The sequence below is a fragment of the Pseudokineococcus basanitobsidens genome (assembly GCF_037482545.1).
Taxonomy (GTDB): domain Bacteria; phylum Actinomycetota; class Actinomycetes; order Actinomycetales; family Quadrisphaeraceae; genus Pseudokineococcus; species Pseudokineococcus basanitobsidens.
In genome coordinates this window covers 272,450-288,461 of record NZ_JBBIAA010000001.1, presented here as the reverse complement: position 1 = coordinate 288,461, position 16,012 = coordinate 272,450, and the positions used below count along the sequence as shown (strand labels likewise).

At 76.7% G+C, this 16,012-nt stretch carries 13 protein-coding genes; 3 read left to right on the top strand and 10 right to left on the bottom strand.

The genetic code is table 11. The annotated features are described in order from the left end of the window. Positions 1-14 precede the first annotated feature (14 nt). From WDZ17_RS01265 to WDZ17_RS01255, 3 genes are all read right to left on the bottom strand, one after another. On the bottom strand, positions 15-1,034 hold the full coding sequence (locus WDZ17_RS01265; protein WP_339573314.1) for a ribokinase: 1,020 nt from the start codon (positions 1,032-1,034) through the stop codon (positions 15-17). A gap of 220 nt (positions 1,035-1,254) precedes the next feature. Then, a complete protein-coding gene (locus tag WDZ17_RS01260) occupies positions 1,255-2,784 on the bottom strand; it encodes a peptidase M16 family protein (protein WP_339573313.1) in 1,530 nt (509 codons plus the stop codon). Positions 2,785-2,878: 94 nt separating this feature from the next. Then, positions 2,879-3,736 carry an NAD-dependent epimerase/dehydratase family protein gene (locus tag WDZ17_RS01255; RefSeq protein WP_339573312.1) on the bottom strand — a complete coding sequence of 286 codons (858 nt, stop codon included), beginning with the start codon at positions 3,734-3,736 and terminating at the stop codon, positions 2,879-2,881. A gap of 383 nt (positions 3,737-4,119) precedes the next feature. On the opposite strand from WDZ17_RS01255, the gene WDZ17_RS01250 reads away from it, so the two are divergent. Beyond that, a complete protein-coding gene (locus WDZ17_RS01250) occupies positions 4,120-4,782 on the top strand; it encodes an ACT domain-containing protein (protein ID WP_339573311.1) in 663 nt (220 codons plus the stop codon). A 203-nt stretch (positions 4,783-4,985) separates the two neighbouring features. Here WDZ17_RS01250 and WDZ17_RS01245 read toward each other — a convergent pair whose 3' ends face one another. From WDZ17_RS01245 to WDZ17_RS01230, 4 genes are all read right to left on the bottom strand, one after another. Continuing rightward, on the bottom strand, positions 4,986-6,485 hold the full coding sequence (locus WDZ17_RS01245; protein ID WP_339573310.1) for a S8 family serine peptidase: 1,500 nt from the start codon (positions 6,483-6,485) through the stop codon (positions 4,986-4,988). Positions 6,486-6,611: 126 nt separating this feature from the next. Next, on the bottom strand, positions 6,612-8,042 hold the full coding sequence (gene purB, locus WDZ17_RS01240; RefSeq protein ID WP_422631762.1) for an adenylosuccinate lyase: 1,431 nt from the start codon (positions 8,040-8,042) through the stop codon (positions 6,612-6,614). Between the two features lie 166 nt (positions 8,043-8,208). Next, positions 8,209-8,904 (bottom strand): vitamin K epoxide reductase family protein, encoded by a 696-nt coding sequence (locus tag WDZ17_RS01235; RefSeq protein ID WP_339573308.1) that lies wholly within the window; start codon positions 8,902-8,904, stop codon positions 8,209-8,211. A 127-nt stretch (positions 8,905-9,031) separates the two neighbouring features. Then, positions 9,032-10,606, bottom strand: coding sequence for an MFS transporter (locus WDZ17_RS01230; RefSeq protein ID WP_339573307.1), 1,575 nt, complete (start codon positions 10,604-10,606; stop codon positions 9,032-9,034). Between the two features lie 191 nt (positions 10,607-10,797). On the opposite strand from WDZ17_RS01230, the gene WDZ17_RS01225 reads away from it, so the two are divergent. Then, positions 10,798-11,340, top strand: a complete 543-nt coding sequence (locus tag WDZ17_RS01225) for a TetR family transcriptional regulator (protein WP_339573306.1) — start codon at positions 10,798-10,800, stop codon at positions 11,338-11,340. A 49-nt stretch (positions 11,341-11,389) separates the two neighbouring features. Here the strand turns inward: WDZ17_RS01225 and WDZ17_RS01220 are convergent, their stop codons facing one another. Further along, on the bottom strand, positions 11,390-11,812 hold the full coding sequence (locus WDZ17_RS01220) for a DoxX family membrane protein (RefSeq protein WP_339573305.1): 423 nt from the start codon (positions 11,810-11,812) through the stop codon (positions 11,390-11,392). Positions 11,813-11,948: 136 nt separating this feature from the next. Between WDZ17_RS01220 and WDZ17_RS01215 the strand changes: the two genes are divergently transcribed. Next, on the top strand, positions 11,949-12,704 hold the full coding sequence (locus tag WDZ17_RS01215; protein WP_339573304.1) for an SDR family NAD(P)-dependent oxidoreductase: 756 nt from the start codon (positions 11,949-11,951) through the stop codon (positions 12,702-12,704). Between the two features lie 202 nt (positions 12,705-12,906). Here the strand turns inward: WDZ17_RS01215 and WDZ17_RS01210 are convergent, their stop codons facing one another. Together WDZ17_RS01210 and WDZ17_RS01205 are read right to left on the bottom strand one after the other, a co-directional pair. Beyond that, entirely contained in the window at positions 12,907-13,665 is a 759-nt protein-coding gene (locus WDZ17_RS01210; protein ID WP_339573303.1) for a MerR family transcriptional regulator, read from the bottom strand. Positions 13,666-13,816: 151 nt separating this feature from the next. Continuing rightward, the gene (locus WDZ17_RS01205) at positions 13,817-15,988 is read right to left on the bottom strand and encodes a S9 family peptidase (RefSeq protein ID WP_339573302.1); all 2,172 of its coding nucleotides are present in this window, start codon (positions 15,986-15,988) and stop codon (positions 13,817-13,819) included. Positions 15,989-16,012 lie beyond the last annotated feature (24 nt).

The following is a 16,012-nucleotide window of genomic DNA, read 5'->3' as shown; positions in this document are numbered from 1 at the left end:
CGCACGCCCGCCCCTCAGCCGGGTGAGCCGAGCAGCGCCTCGACGTCGCCGCGGCGGGGCGCGGACGACGCGGCCCCGTGCGAGCGGACCGACCAGGCGGCCGCCGCGGTCGCGAACCGCGCTGCCCCCCGGAGGACGTCCTCGTCCGACACGTCCTCCCCGGGCGTCTTCCCGGGCGTCATCCCGGGCGCCTCCCCGGCCGCCCGACGCGTCCGGGCCACCTCCAGCCCCGCGACGAGCGCCCCGCTGAAGACGTCCCCCGCGCCGGTGGTGTCGACGGCCTCGACCTCCAGCCCCGGGACGTGGACGCCGTCGGGCCCACCACCGCGGACGGCCACGAGCGCCCCGCGCGCACCGAGGGTCACCACGACGGCCGGCACGTCCTCGAGCAGGCGCCGGGCCAGCGGTCGTGCCCTCTCGACGACGGACCCGTCGGCGCCGGACCGTCCGGAGCCGCCGGCGAGCTCGGCCGCCTCGTGCTCGTTGACGACCAGGACGTCGACCGCCACGAGCAGGTCGGGCGGGAGCGCTTGCACCGGTGAGGGGTTCAGCACGACGACGCCCCCGGCGGACGACGCCGCCCGCGCCGCGGCGACCACGGTCGGCAGCGGCACCTCGAGCTGGCAGAGCAGGTGCCCGGCGCCGCGCACCGCGTCCAGCTCGTCGTCGGTCAGGTCCACCAGGCCCGCGTTCGCGCCGGCGTCCACGACGATCGCGTTCTCGCCGCCGGCCGCGACCGTGACGAACGCCGTCCCGGACGGCTCGCCCACGACCCGGCAGCGGACGTCGACCGCCTCCTCGGCGAGCACCTGCCGCAGCCGCCGCCCGCCGGCGTCGTCACCCACGGCGCCCACGAAGGTCGTCGCGGCACCGGCCCGCGCCGCGGCGACCGCCTGGTTGAGGCCCTTCCCGCCGACGTGCTCGGTGCGCGAGCGCGCCAGCACCGTCTCCCCGGGGCGCGGCACGTCGTCCACGCCGAGCACGACGTCGACGTTCGCGCTCCCCACCACGACGACCCCGCTGCGCTGCGCCACGGCCGACACCCTGCCGCACCCGCGCCGTGGGCACGGGGCCGTGCCGCGGACCCGGGCGGGGGCGGCGTCCTCGGGCCCGGGCGGGAAGAGGCAGGGCGGGAAGAGGCAGGACGGGTGGCCGGCCGGGTCGAGGACGGCCTGGTGCCGCCACCGGGAGGACGCGGCGAGCGCGCGCGGGTCGGACGGCGCCCGTGCCGGACCGTGGTGCCGCCGCGGCGGCTCAGCCGTCGCGTCGTCGCTCGCTGTGCACGTCCGCCCGCACCTGCCGCCCGGCGGGCACGCGCTGCTGCACGAGCCGCAGCGCCGCACGGCCCCCCAGCCAGTCACCGGCGTCGAGGGGGACGAAGAAGCCGCGCGCACCGACCAGCCGGTGCGTGAAGCCCTCGCTGTCGTCCTCGACGAGCGCGAGGGCGTCGTCCCACCGGACGGTCGTCCGGCGGTCTCCCCCGAGGTCGAGCATGACGCCCTCGTCACCGACGACGAGACGGGCGCGCACGGGGGTCCCCTTCCACCAGCGCGGCCGGAAGACCCGTCCCGTGACTTGCTCCGGCGACCACCCGGGACGCCGCGGCAGCCCGCGCACGTCGAGCTCGACCCCTTCGGGGACCACGACGAGCGCCGTCCGCTCGACGGCGCGGCAGACGTCGCGGACGTCCTGGGGGCGCAGGGCACGGGCCTCCGCGTCCCGACGGTCCGCGGTCGCGCTCGACCACCCCAGGACGAGGCACTCGGCGGCGTGCTGCACCTCCCCCAGCGCGTCCAGCCGCTCGACGTCGTCGTCCGGCTCGCCGCACCAGGCGTCCACGTGCTCCGCCAGCTCCTCCGGACGGGGGCCGTGCGCGGCGAGCTCGCCGAGCACGTCCCTCAGGACGGTGACGGCGCCGTGCTCCTGGCCCTCCTCGACCTCGAACGACACCAGGACGTGCCGCTCGGTCTCCGAGACCCGGTCCCACGCGACGTCGACGTCGTAGGTGAGACCGCGGCGGTAGCGCAGCTCCTCCATCAGACGGTCCTCCAGGACGACGACCGCCAGGTCACCGGCCGTGCCGTGCGGGACGACGGCCGACACCGCCACGGGGGCGCCCTCGAACGCGGCCCAGGCGGGGAAGTCCCCGAGGACCTGCTCGGACCGGTCCACGACGGGGGCGCCACCGCCTGGCAGCGGCAGGCTCAGGCCGTCGGGGACCGGCCCCGTCAGCCAGAGCGCCGCGTTGCCCCGCACCGCCCAGCGCGCGGCCCAGGCGCGGACGTCCTCCGCGGTGATCGAACGGACGGCGGGGTCGGGCACCGCCGTCCCGCCGGCCCCGCGGTTGCCGTAGCGCTCGCCGTGCACCGTGCCCAGGAGGGCCGGTCCCCCCTTCTCCCGGGCCTCGGCGAGCAGCACCGACGCCTCGAGCGCGAGGCGCTCGACCGGGGGGTCCGCGAGGAGCTCGCAGACCTTCCGGAGGAAGTCCCGCACCCGGTCGGGGCGACCGGTCGCCGTGAACTCCGTCGTCGCCAGCTCGACGCAGGCGTTCGTGCTGAGCACCCTCGACCGCGCCTCGTGCATGACGAGGTGCTCGAGGAGGTGGGTGGTGCCGGCCCGGGCGAGCTCCTCGTCGCGCCGCCCCACGCCGAGGACGAGTCCCGCGGACAGCGGACCCGGCGTCGCCCGCCAGACGACCGGGACCCCGTCCACCTCGGTGCGGCGGAGGGGGCCGACGTCGTCGGCGGGCGGCCTGCCGGCCGTGCCTGCGGTACCGGTGCTCATGCGGTCCGTCATCGGCCCCCGCCGGCGACGGCTGAGGACCCCAGCCGTGCGGGGGCCGGACCGGGGCCGTGCCCGAGCCGCGTGGGGGCCGCCGTCAGACCTCGTCGCGCCAGGAGTGCTGCGGGTCGAAGCCGAGCAGCTCGCGGGCGGTCCCGATGCCGAGCAGGGTCTCGTGCTCGCCGAGGTCGCCGCGCACCTCGACGTCCGGGAACACCTCGGCCGCGAGGCTCGCGCTGGAGCGGCTCATCACCGTGTCCGCCGCGGCGACGATCGCCACGTGGGCCCCGGGGCGGTCCAGCTCGAGCCCCTTGCGGACGGCCTGCGCGCCGTCACGGGCGTCGACGTAGCCCCACAGGTTCCACTTCCGGAGCATCGGGTCGGCGTCGAAGGACGGGAACTGCGCGTAGTCGTGGGGCTCCATGACGTTGGAGAAGCGCAGGCCCACCATCGTCAGCGCGGGGTCCCACCGGCACAGGTGGTGCGCCATCTCCTCCTCGAGCGTCTTCACGAGGGAGTACGTCGAGCCGGGCCGCGCCCGGTAGTGCTCGTCGACGGGCAGGTACGGGGGCGCCTCGTCGAAGGGCAGGCCGAGGACGGTCTCGCTGGAGGCCCACACGACGTGCTCGACGCCGGCCGCACGGGCAGCGGTCTGCACGTTCCACGACGCCGTCATGTTGTTCGTGAAGGTGGCGCTGTTCGGGAGGACCCCCGGCGCGGGGACCGCCGCGAGGTGCGCGACCGCGTCGACGGTGCCCCCGCGCTCGTCCGTCCGGCCACCGACGACCTCGACGACCTGCGCCTGGTCGGTGAGGTCGACGACGAGCAGCCCCTCCGGCGGGTCCGCGCCCGGGGCGCGGTCCACGGGCAGCACGTCCCAGCCGTGCGCGCGCAGCTCGGCGACGGTCGCCCGGCCCAGCTTGCCGGCGGCCCCGGTCACGACGACGCGGCTCACCGGGCGCTCCTCGTGCCGGCGGGGCTGCTCGTGGCGGCGGCGCTGCTGGTGGCGGCCGGCAAGGACGCCGGCGCGCGCGGGCCGACGGTGGGCGGGGAGGTCTGACGCATGGCGGCGACCGTGCCACCGGGCCCGGGGGCGCGCACGTCGGCGAGGCGTCCGCACCTCTCCCGGCGGGAGCACGGCTGCCCCGGCCCCGGCGCCCCGGAGAAGGCTGCCCCGGAGAAGGCTGCCCCGGAAAGGCGGCCCCGGAAAGGCGGCCCGGAAAGGGCTGCCCCGGGACCGGGCTTTCCCCCTGGCCGCCGTGGCCCGCACCTGGTATCCACGGACGGGTGACGCCGCCGCGGCGCCGCTCCTCCTGACCCACCGCCCGGGAGGCTCCCGTGCTCGCTCGCCTGCGCGTCGTCGTCCCGGACCGGACCGGGTCCCTGGGCGTCCTGTCCTCGGCCGTCGGCGCCACCGGCGCCGACGTCGTCGGCGTCCGCGTCCTCGGCTCGGAGGCCGGGCGCGCCGTGGACGACGTGCTCGTCGACGTCCGCGACGAGGCGCACCTCTCGCGGCTGGAGAGCCGCCTCGCCGCCACCGCGGGCGTCGTCGTCGAGGGTGTCCGCGCGCCGGCGCACGCCGCCGACGGCCACCCCGAGCTCGGGCTGGCCGCCCAGGTCGTCTCCCGCCCCGCGCACGCCGCGCGCACCCTCGTCGACGGCGCGCCCGCCGCGCTCGACGTCGACTGGGCCGCCGTCGTCCACCTCGACCGGCACGGCTGCGCGCTGGAGGCGGTCGCGGTCACGGAGCCCGGCCCGGGCGCCGACGCCGTCCGCCCCGGGGCGCCCGCCCGCGTGGCGACCCAGCCGCTGCCGCGGCCGGACGGGTCGGGGCACTGCGCCGGTGCCGCGCTGCTGCGGGCGGGGCGCCACCCCGTCGGCGTCCTGCTCGTGCGGGAGCACGGGCTCGGCCTGCACCGCGCCGAGCTGTGGCGGCTCGGCGCGCTCGTCGACGTCGTCGCCACGGCCCTCGCCCGACAGCTGCTCGACCGCGCCGCCTGAGCGCACGCCCCACCGGTCGTCACGCCTCGGGCGGCGGCACCCGGGACGACAGCACCCCGGGACGAGGCACCCCGGGACGAGGCACCCCGGGACGAGGCACCCCGGGACGAGGCACCCCGGGACGAGGCACCCCGGGACGACGACGGCGCCCGACCCCTCCGCGGGGTCGGGCGCCGTCGTACCCGGGTCAGCCCGGCGTCACGTCAGCCGACCGTCACGGCCGCCAGCGCGTCGACGAGACCCTCGCCGAAGTAGGCGTTGTCCTGCGTCGACCCGGTGCACGGCTTCGTCGCGGGGGACGTCGCCGGGCACGCCGTGTCGGTCGCCTGCTGCTCGAGCAGCGCCGTCAGCTCGGCCGGCGAGGCGTCCGGGTGCGTCGAGGCGAGGAGCGCGAGCACGCCCGCCACGTGCGGGGAGGCCATCGACGTCCCGGAGATGGACGCGTAGCCGGACGGCGACACGCTCTTCGGGAAGGTCGAGACGACGGCGCTGCCCGGGGCGGCGACGTCGATCACGCCCTCGCCGTAGTTCGAGAAGCCCGAGAGGGTGCCGGCCGACGTCGTCGAGGACACGGTCGCGACGCCCGGCAGCTCGGTGGGCATGTCGACGCAGCCGGTCACGTCGCGGTTCGGGATCGGGGTGCTGTCGTTGGGGCTCGAGCTGCTCGTCGTCTTGTGCGCGAGGTCGTAGCTGGAGTTGCCCGCCGCCGCGGCGCTCACGACGCCCTGCTCCTGGGAGTAGGCGACGGCGCGCTCGACGGCCTCACGGGCGGCGGCCTGGTTCACCTCGTCGTCGCACCAGAACTCCCACGGGTCGACGTAGTAGCTGTTGTTCGTGACCTCGAAGCCCTCGCTCGCGGCGTGCATGAAGCCGCAGATCGCCGACTCCGGGAAGATGTAGCCCTCGTCGCTGACGACCTTGACCGCGGCGAGCGTGACGCCGGGGGCGACCCCGACGATGCCCTGGCCGTTGTCGGCCGCGCCGATCGTGCCCGCGACGTGGGTGCCGTGGTACGCGCCGGGGGACGGCAGGTAGGCGCCCTCGCTGCCGTCGAAGCGGCCGCCGCCGGTGCAGTCGCCGGACAGGCTGCGGTCGACGCGGCCCGCGAGGTCGGGGTGGGAGTCGTCGATGCCGTCGTCCAGCACGCCGACCACGACGTCGGGGCTGCCGGGGTCCACCGCGTTGGCGTCGTCCGCGCCGATCGCGGCCATGTCGTACTGCACGGCCTCGCCCGGGTCCGGCACGTTGACCTGCGCGACGTCCACGGCCGTGCGCCCGCCGAGGCCGCGCAGGTCGGTGCGCTGCGGGTGGGCGCCCGGGCCGCGCAGCCGCCCGGGGACGCCCTCGACGACGGGCGCGGTGCGGGTGGGTCCGACCGAGTCGACGAGCGACGCGAAGTGCCCGCCGAGGACGGCGTCCCGGAAGCCGGGGTCCGCCGAGCGGGCCACGACGACGCCGATCTCGGGGTAGTCGACGACCGTGCTGCCGCCGGCGCGGGCCACGGCGACGCGCACCTTGGCGACGGCCGAACGGCTCGCGTCGGTGTTGACGACGTAGCTCATGACGCCGTCGCCCGGCTCGGTCCGGGTGATCGGGTCCGCCGCGGCGGGTCCGGCGAGCACGGTGGCGGTGGTGGCGCCGGCGAGCGCCAGGGCGAGCGCGGCCGCAGCGGCGCGGCCGGCCCGTCGGGGTGCGTGGGTCACGAAGGCTCCAGGGCTGAGGTGCGGACCGGGGCTCCTGCGCCCCGGGCTGGACCCGCAGACCGTACGTCGGGGCACCGACAACTGGGGCGGAGCGGACGGATCCCGTCGCATGGCCCGGCCGCGAGCTCAGCCCAGCTGGTCCACCAGCCGGCTCGCCAGCCCGGTGTACGTCGCGGGCGTGAGCGCGGCGAGACGCTCGGCGACGTCGTCGGGCAGCCCGAGGCCGGCGACGAACGCGCGCATCGCCGGGGCGTCGACACGGCGGCCGCGGGTGAGCTCCTTGACCCGCTCGTAGGGCTCGTCCATGCCGGGCACCCCCGCGACGGCCTGCACGCGCATGACGGACTGGACGGCCTCCCCCAGCACCTCCCAGTTGGCGTCGAGGTCGCGCGCCATGACGTCCTCGGCGACGTCGAGGCCGGCGAGCCCGCGGCGCACGTTGTCGAGGGCGAGCAGCGAGTGCCCGACGGCGGTGCCGATGTTGCGCTGCATCGAGGAGTCCGTGAGGTCGCGCTGCAGCCGCGACGTCACGAGCGTCGACGCCAGGACGTCCAGCAGCGCGTTCGAGACCTCGAGGTTCGCCTCCGCGTTCTCGAAGCGGATGGGGTTCACCTTGTGCGGCATCGTCGAGGAACCCGTCGAGCCGTGGGCACCCAGCTGCTGGCGGAAGTAGCCGACGGAGACGTAGCTCCAGACGTCGGTGCACAGGTTGTGCAGCACCCGGTTGAAGCGCGCGAGGTCGGCGTAGAGCTCGGCCTGCCAGTCGTGGGACTCGATCTGCGTCGTCAGCGGGTTCCAGGTGAGCCCCAGGTGCTCGACGAAGGCCCGGCCCTGCGCGGGCCAGTCGACGTCGGGCAGCGCCGCGACGTGCGCGCCGAAGGTCCCCGTCGCGCCGTTGAGCTTGCCCAGGTACTCGGCGCCCTCGACCCGGCGCAGCTGGCGGCGCAGCCGGTGCGCGAGGACGGCGAGCTCCTTGCCGAGCGTCGTCGGCGTCGCGGGCTGGCCGTGCGTGCGGGCCAGCATCGGCACCTCGGCCGTGGCGCGCGCGAGGTCGGCGAGCTGGTCCACGAGCGCCGTCGCGGCCGGCAGCCACACCTGCGTCACCGCGCCGCGGACCATGAGCGCGTAGGCGAGGTTGTTGACGTCTTCGCTCGTGCAGCACAGGTGGACCAGCGCCTCGGCGCCCTCCAGCGACGTGCCCTCCAGGTGGCGGGCGACGTAGTACTCGACGGCCTTGACGTCGTGCGCCGTCTCGCGCTCCAGGGCGGCGAGCTCCGCGACGGAGTCGGCGTCGAAGCCGTCGACGAGCGCGCGCAGGGCGTCGACGTCCTCGTCCGTCGGCCGGGGCGCGCCCGGGACGACGCCCGTCAGGTGCAGCAGCCACTCGACCTCGACGTGCACGCGCTCCCGGTTGAGCGCCGCCTCCGACAGGTGCTCGACGAGCGGCGCGACCGCGCCCCGGTAGCGCCCGTCGAGCGCACCGAGCGGGATGCCCGCGTCGGCCAGCGGGGTCGGAGTGGGCTGGGCTGCAGCAGGCGCGTCGGTCACGGCCGCCATGGTGCCGCAGGGCGGGGAGCCCCCGCGCCGAGCGCCGCCTCGCCCGACGGCCGCGCGAGGCGACCTGCAGAAGTCCTGCCCGCTGCGGCCCGCAGGCCCGCCACCTGCGGCGACGCGCGGAGGGCTCTCGGTTCTGCAGGTCGCCTCGCGGGCCTCGGTGCGCGCGTCAGGCGAACGGCAGCAGGGTCTGCCAGTAGTCCCAGAACCGGATGCCGACGAGCAGGACGACGACGGCGTAGGAGACCAGGACGAGGGGCACGCGCAGGTCGACGACCGCCGACGCGACCCCGCGCGGTGCGGGCAGCACCCCGCGCTCGAGGGAGCGGGCGGTCGTCGTCCAGAACAGCGGGATGACCACCGTCCACACGACCATGCAGTACGGGCAGAGCGCGCTGATCGAGTAGAGGCTCTGGCCGATGAGCCAGACGACGAAGGCCGTGGCGGCCGTCACGCCGACCTGCAGGCCGAGGCCCACCCACCGCGGCAGCCGCGCGCCGGTGGCCAGGACGACGCCGAGCGTCGTCAGCACCGCGAAGGACGCGATGCCGATGAGCGGGTTGGGGAAGCCGAGGACGGCGGCCTGGTCGGTCTCCATGACGCTGCCGCAGGACAGGACCGGGTTGATGCTGCAGGACGGCACGTAGCTCGGGTCGAGGGCCAGCTCGAAGCGCTCGACCGTCAGCACGAAGGCGGCGACGAACCCGACGAGCCCCGCGACGACGAGCCGGACGCCGAACCCCCGGTCACCGATGACCGGCTCGACCTCGGGGAGCTCGTCGTCGACGAGGTCGTCGTCGGGCGTGCTGCCCTCGGCGTCACGGGCGTCCCGCTCGCCCGCGGCGCGCTGGTCGGTGGCCGACATGCTCGAAGGGTAGGACGAACCGCCTGGGAGCGGGCTGAGGGCACGGGCCCTCACCCGGCCGGCGCCCTCCGCCACGTCGGTGGCGCCGCCGCGCGCCTCACCGCCGCGCGCCTCACCGCCGCGCGCCTCACCCCCGGGCGCGGCGCGGGCGCAGCGCGAGCGCGACGAGCGCCGCGGCGGCGAGGACCACGGCCGCCCCGATGGCGGCCGTGACGTCGACGCCGGCGGCGAAGGCGTCCCGCGCCGAGGCGAGCAGGGCGTCGCCGGCGGGGCCGCCGAGGGCGCGGGCGCCCTCGACGGCACCACCGAGGGTCTGCGTCGCGGCCTCGGCCGTCTCGGGCGTCGCGGCGTACGGCACCGCGAGATGCGCGCGGTAGACCGCGCCGAGCACGCTGCCGAGCACGGCGGTGCCGAGCACGGACCCGACCTCGTACGCCGTCTCCGAGACCGCGGACGCCGCGCCGGCCCGGTCCGCCGGCGCGGCGGTGAGGATGGCGTCGTTCGTCAGCGTCTCGGCGAGGCCGACGCCCGCCCCGACGAGCACCGAGGCCGCCACGAGCAGGCCGGCGGCGGGGGCACCGCCCAGCTGGGTGGCGAGGACGTAGCCCAGCGCCGACGTCGCGAGCCCGGCCGGCACGAGGACGTGCAGGGGCCACCGACGCGCCAGCCGGACGGCGAGCAGGCCGGTCCCGATCGTGGCGACCATGCTCGGCAGCAGGTGCAGCGCCGCGGCCAGCGGCGAGAGGCCGACGACGAGCTGCAGGTACTGCGAGGTGAAGAAGAGCAGGCCGACGAAGGCGAAGATGCCCAGGAGGTTCGCCGCCACCGAGGCGCTGAAGACCGGCGCGCGGAACAGCGAGAGGTCCAGCAGCGGCCGGGCGCGGCCGAGCTGACGGCGCACGAAGGCGACGCCGCTGACGGCGCCGGTCCCCGCGGCCGCGAGCGCGACCCCGGTGACGCCGTCCGCGGCGACCGCCTTCACCGCGTAGACGAGGGGCGCCATCGTCGCGAGCGACAGGAGCACCGAGAGGAGGTCCACGGGGCCGGGCGCGCTCTCGCGCGACTCGGGCAGGACCCGCGGGCCGGCCAGCAGGATGAGCGCCGCGACGGGCACGGCGACGAGGAAGGCCGAGCCCCACCAGAAGTGCTCGAGCAGCACGCCGCCGACGATCGGCCCGACCGCCGCGCCGGCCGAGAAGCCGGTCGCCCAGACGGCGACGGCCAGGCGCCGCTGGCCCGGGTCGGGGAAGACGCTGCGCAGCAGCGCCAGCGTCGGGGGCATGAGCATGGCGCCGAAGACGCCGAGCAGGGCCCGCGCCCCGACGAGGGCCCCGGCGGTGGGGGCGAACGCCGCGGCGACGGAGACGACGCCGAAGCCGGCGCTGCCGACCAGCAGGAGCCGGCGCCGTCCGACCCGGTCGCCGAAGGAGCCCATGGCGACGAGGAGACCGGCCAGGACCAGGGGGTAGACGTCGACGACCCACAGCAGCTGCGTCGCGCTCGGCCGCAGCGACGTGCTGATGGTCGGCAGCGCGAAGGACAGGATCGTGCCGTTGGCCGCGGTGAGGATCGTCGGCAGGACGAGGACGACGAGCGCCAGCCACTGCCGGGGCGTGATGGACGGGCTCGGCACGTCCGCCCGGCCGCGCTGCGCGGGCAGCGAGCCGGTCGGCGTCGTGGTGGCGTGCGTGGCAGTGCTCATGGCGGTCCTTCGTCGGTCGTGCTGCGGTGGCGCACGCCGCCAGCGGCCAGGGCCGCCGCGGCGGCTCGGGCCGGGCGACGGCGCTCGGGTGGCCGGTCCGCCGTCCGGGGCGACCACGGACCGGCGGGGGCCGACCCGCATAACTATACCGTCTGGACGGTTTATTTCCGACGCCTGGCTACGCTGCCCGGATGACGGCCCGCGACCGCGTGCTCGACGCCTACGAGTCCCTGCTCATCGAGGCGGGGCCGGCGGCGGCCACGCTGGACGCGGTGTCCTCGGCGGCGCAGGTCTCCAAGGGCGGGCTGCTCTACCACTTCCCCAGCAAGGAGGCCCTCGTCACCGGGCTGCTGGAGCGCCTGCGCCGGCGCGGGGCGGAGGACGCCGAGGCCATGCGCGCGTCCGCCGACGGCGCCGTCGTCACCTGGCTGCGCGGTTCGGCCCCGCCGCTGGGCGGGACGAGCGGGCTCTCGCGGACCTACGTCGCGGCGCTGCGGGTCGCCGGCGGCGACGAGGCGAGCGAGCTCGCGTCGTCCGTCTTCGCCGACATCGACGCCGGCTGGTTCGCCGCCCTGCGCGACGAGCTGGGCGACCCCGCCCGGGCGCGCCTGGTCCAGCTCGTCGGCGACGGCCTCTACCTGGCGGCGCTCACCGGCGCCGAGGACGCCGGCCCCGTGCCCGTCGACGACCTCCTCGCCGCTCTGGCGCCCGTCCTCGGCGCCCGGGAGCCGTAGCGGACCGAGGCCCGCCCGGCCGGCGCAGCCGCCTCGCCGACCCGGCGGGTCAGCGGCGAGGACGGGAGCGACGCGCCCCGACGAGGTGGTCGAGGCTCGCCCGGCCGGGGCCCGCGCCGAGCAGGGCCAGCGCCGCGGCGGCGACGACGGCGACGAGCTCCCAGCCGCCGCCGTCGACGAAGACGCCGTTGCTGCGGTGGACGAGCCAGAAGGCCCCGGCCATGTCGACGACGACGAGCGCGCACACGACGGTCGTCGCGGCACCGAGCACGAGCAGGGCGCCCCCGCCGAGCTCGAGGACGCCGACCGCGACGGCGACGACCTCGGGCACGGGCACGCCGAGCGACCCGAAGAAGCCGGCCGTCCCCGAGACGCCCTGGTCGACGAGCTTGTCCCAGCCGTGCGCGACGAGGACGACCCCCACCAGGAGCCGGGTGAGCAGCAGGGCGAGGTCACGGACGGGCTCGGGCACGGTGGGCCTCCCGGGTCGGCGGTGCAGGTCCGAGGACGGCGGACGAGGGCAGGATGCGTGAACCCTCAAGGAGTGTGAGCCTAGACGGTGCGGCCGGCAGGCCGGCACGACACCCGAGAGCACGAGGGAGACGACGATGGCTCGCTACGACGTCCAGGACCGTTCGGCCGTGGTGACGGGGGGCGGCTCCGGCATCGGCCGCGCCGTGGCCCTCGAGCTCGCCGCGAGCGGGGCCGCGGTGCTCGTGGCCGACCTCGCCGAGGACGCCGCCCGCTCGGTGGCCGACGAGATCACCGCCGCCGGCGGCACGGCGCGCGCCTTCACCGTCGACGTCACCGACCCCGACCGCGTCGCGGAGATGGTGGCGGCCGCCGGCGAGCTCGGCCCGCTGCGGGTCGCGGTCAACAACGCCGGCATCAGCGGCCCCTCCGCCCCGGTCGCCGACTACCCCGCCGACGGCTGGCGGAACGTGATCGACGTCAACCTCACGTCGGTCTTCACGTGCCTGCAGGCCGAGATCCCCGTGCTGGCCGCGAACGGCGGCGGGTCCGTCGTCAACATGGCCTCGATCCTCGGCAGCGTGGGCTTCGCCGGCTCCAGCGCGTACGTCGCGGCCAAGCACGCCGTCGTGGGCCTGACGCAGACGGCCGCGTGGGAGTACGCCGACGCGGGCGTCCGGGTCAACGCCGTCGGCCCGGGGTTCGTCGCGACCCCGCTCGTCGAGGCGGGTCTGTCCGACGAGGCGCGCCAGGCCCTGGGGGCCGCCCACGCGCCGGGCCGGCTCGGCACGCCCGAGGAGGTCGCCGGCCTCGTCGCCTTCCTCGCGAGCGACGCCGCCGGGTTCATCACCGGCAGCTACCACCTCGTCGACGGCGGGTACACCGCCCGCTGACGGGCGAGCAGGTGGACCCCAGACACGGACCACCCCCTCCCTGGTCCCCCCCCCCCCTCCCCCCCCTCTCCTCCCCCCCCACCCACCCCCCCCCGCCCCCCCCCTCCCCCCCCCCCCTTCCCCCCCCCCCCCCCCCCCCACCTCCCCCTCCCCCCCCCCCCCCCCCCGCCCCGCTCACCGACCTGCCCGTCGACCGGCCGGCTCAGGTCAGGTGGGCGTCCGCCCAGACGTGCATCGCCTCCCGGAGGTACGCCGCGAGGCCGGGCTCGACCTCGTCGTAGAAGGAGCGGAAGCGCTCGTCCTCGACGTAGAGGTCGCCGAGGCCCGCGTAGCTCGTCCGGTCGGGCGTCCAGTGCTCGGCCACGCCCGCGTGGTGCTCCGTGACGAGGGCTTGGACCGCTTCGGCCGACGGCGCGTCACCCCCGCGCCGGTGCTGCGCCAGCCGCTCGGCGAGCTCGCGGTGCTCGCGCGCGCCCCGCTCGAAGTCCTCGCGGCTCCAGCCCGACGTGCGCTGCTGCGCCTCGACGAAGCGCGCGCGGACGCCGTCGCCGTACCGCCCGGCAAGCTGCTCCTGCATGCTCGCCCGGTCGCGCGCCAGGCCCTCGAAGAACTGCTGCTCCGTCATCTCGACCTCTCCCTCCAGGTGGGCCGCGGTGCGACGGGCGGTGGCGGCGAGCCGGGCCAGCCGAACACCCTCCGCCTCCAGCCGGTCCGCGTGCTCGCGCAGGGCCGCGACCTCGTCGCGCTCCCCGGCGAGCACGTCGCCGACCACGGCGACGGGGACGCCCAGCTCGCGCAGCAGCAGGATCCGCTGCAGCCGCAGCAGGTGCTCACGCTCGTAGAGCCGGACGCCGCCCGGCCCGGTGCCGGCCGGCACGAGCAGCCCGACGGCGTCGTAGTGCCGCAGCGTGCGCGCCGTCGTCCCCGACAGGCGCGCCACCTCGGCCGTCGTCCACGTCACCGCCGTCTCCTCCCCCTCGCTCCCGCGGCGCCGGCGGGACCTCCCCACCGGCGCCGGCGACGCTAGGGACTGACGCAGCGTCAGCCGCAAGCCCGCAAGCCCGCAAGCCCGCAAGCCCGCAAGCCCGCACGCCGCCGTGCCCCGGAGCCGGTCAGGCCGGGGCCGGCAGCGGCTCCGGCGGCGCGGCGAGGACGTCGAGCACCCAGGCGTACTCGAAGGCGCGCTCCTCCCAGCCCTTGTAGCGCCCGGACGGGCCGCCGTGCCCGCCGTCCATCTCGGTGCGCAGCAGGACCGGACGACCGCCGGTGCCGACCTCGCGCAGCCGGGCGACCCACTTGGCGGGCTCGACGTAGAGCACCCGGGTGTCGTGCAGGCTCGTCATGGCGAGGACCGCGGGGTGGTCGACGGCCGCGACGTTCTCGTAGGGCGAGTAGCCCTTCATGTAGGCGTAGACCTCAGGGTCGGCCAGCGGGTTGCCCCACTCGTCCCACTCGGTGACGGTGAGCGGCAGCGAGGGGTCGAGGATCGACGTCAGCGGGTCGACGAACGGCACCTGGGCGAGGACACCGGCGAAGGCCTGCGGCGCGAGGTTCATCGCCGCGCCCATGAGCAGCCCGCCCGCCGAGCCGCCCATCGCGACGGTGCGCGCCGGCGTCGTCCACCCCTGCTCGACGAGCGCGTCCGCGGCGGCGACGAAGTCGGTGAAGGTGTTCCGCTTCCGCAGCCGCTTGCCGTCGTCGTACCAGTGGCGCCCCAGCTCGCCGCCCCCGCGGACGTGCGCGAGGGCGAAGACGACGCCGCGGTCGAGCAGCGACAGGCGCGAGGTGGAGAAGGCCGGGTCCATGCTCGCCTCGTACGAGCCGTACCCGTAGAGCACGAGCGGCGCACGCTCGCCGCGGTCGTGCGCGGCGGCGACGTCGCGGCGGGCGACGACGGAGACCGGCACCCGGACGCCGTCCGGCGCGGTGGCCCACGTGCGCCGCTGGACGTAGTCCTGCGAGGCGTACCCCCCGAGGACGGGCGTCTCGCGGCGCAGCGTCTGCTCGCCGGTCGCGACGTCGAGGTCGAGCACGCGCGGCGGGGTGACGAACGACGTGCGGACGAACCGCACGAGCGGCTGGTCGAACGCGCGGTTGCCGCCGAGCCCGACGCTGAACAGCTCCTCGTCCACCTCGACCTCCGACGCCGCCCCCACCGCCTGCGCGGTCAGCGGCGCGATCGCCAGCCGCGGCAGCACGTCGCGCCGGTAGGCGAGCGCGACGAACCCCGCGAACGGGGCCACGCCCTCGAGCCGCCGTCCCGGCTCGTGCGGGAGGACGACCTCCCAGTGCTGCGGCGACGGGTCGTCGACGTCGACGACGGCCAGCTCGAAGTCCTCGGCGCCGTCGTTGTGGAGCACGAGGAAGCGGTCGCGGACCGACCCGTCGGGCTGCGGCAGCACGACGTGCTCGACCTCGTACTCGACGCCCTCGCGGCGCGGCGCGACGACGCGCAGCTCGCCGCCCGGCTCGGTCGTGTCGAGGACCCGCACCTCGGTCGTCGTCTTGGCGGCGCTCTCGACGACGAGGTAGCGGCGGCTGCGGGTGCGCCCGACGCCGACCCAGAAGCGCGCGTCGTCCTCGCGGAAGAGCACGTCGTCCTGCGCCGCGTCCGTCCCGACGCGGTGGCGGCGCACCTCGTGGGGGCGCCAGGCCTCGTCGACGACGGTGTAGTGCACGACCTCGGAGTCGACCGACCACGTGGCGCCGTAGAAGGCGCCGGGCACCTCGTCGGGCAGGTCCTCGCCCGTCTCGAGGTCCCGCACCCGCAGCGTGTACCGCTCGTCGCCGGTGGTGTCGCCGGACCACGCCAGGCGCCGGCCGTCGGGGCTGACGGACGCGGCGCCGAGGGAGAAGAACTCGTGGCCCTCCGCCTCGACGTTGGCGTCGAGGAGCACCTGCTCGCCCGGCAGGGCGCCGTCCTCGCCGGCCGTCGGCGGCGTCCAGTCGTCGACGTCGGTCACGGGCGCGCGGCAGGACAGCCCGTACTGCTGCCCCTCGACGGTCCGGCCGTAGTACCACCAGCCGCCCTCGCGGGCGGGCACGGAGAGGTCGGTCTCCTGGGTACGGGCGCGGATCTCGTCGAAGACGCGTGACCGCAGCCTCTCCAGGTGCTCGGTCACCGCCCGCGTGTGGGCGTTCTCCGCCTCCAGGTGGGCGCGGACGGCCGGATCCTCCTTGGCGCGCAGCCACTCGTACGGGTCCTCGACGACGTCGCCGTGGTGCTCGCGGCGGACGGGACGGCGCTCCGCGACGGGAGGGGCGGGGTGCTCGCTGGACGACATGCGCCCGACCGTAGGGGCCGTGGG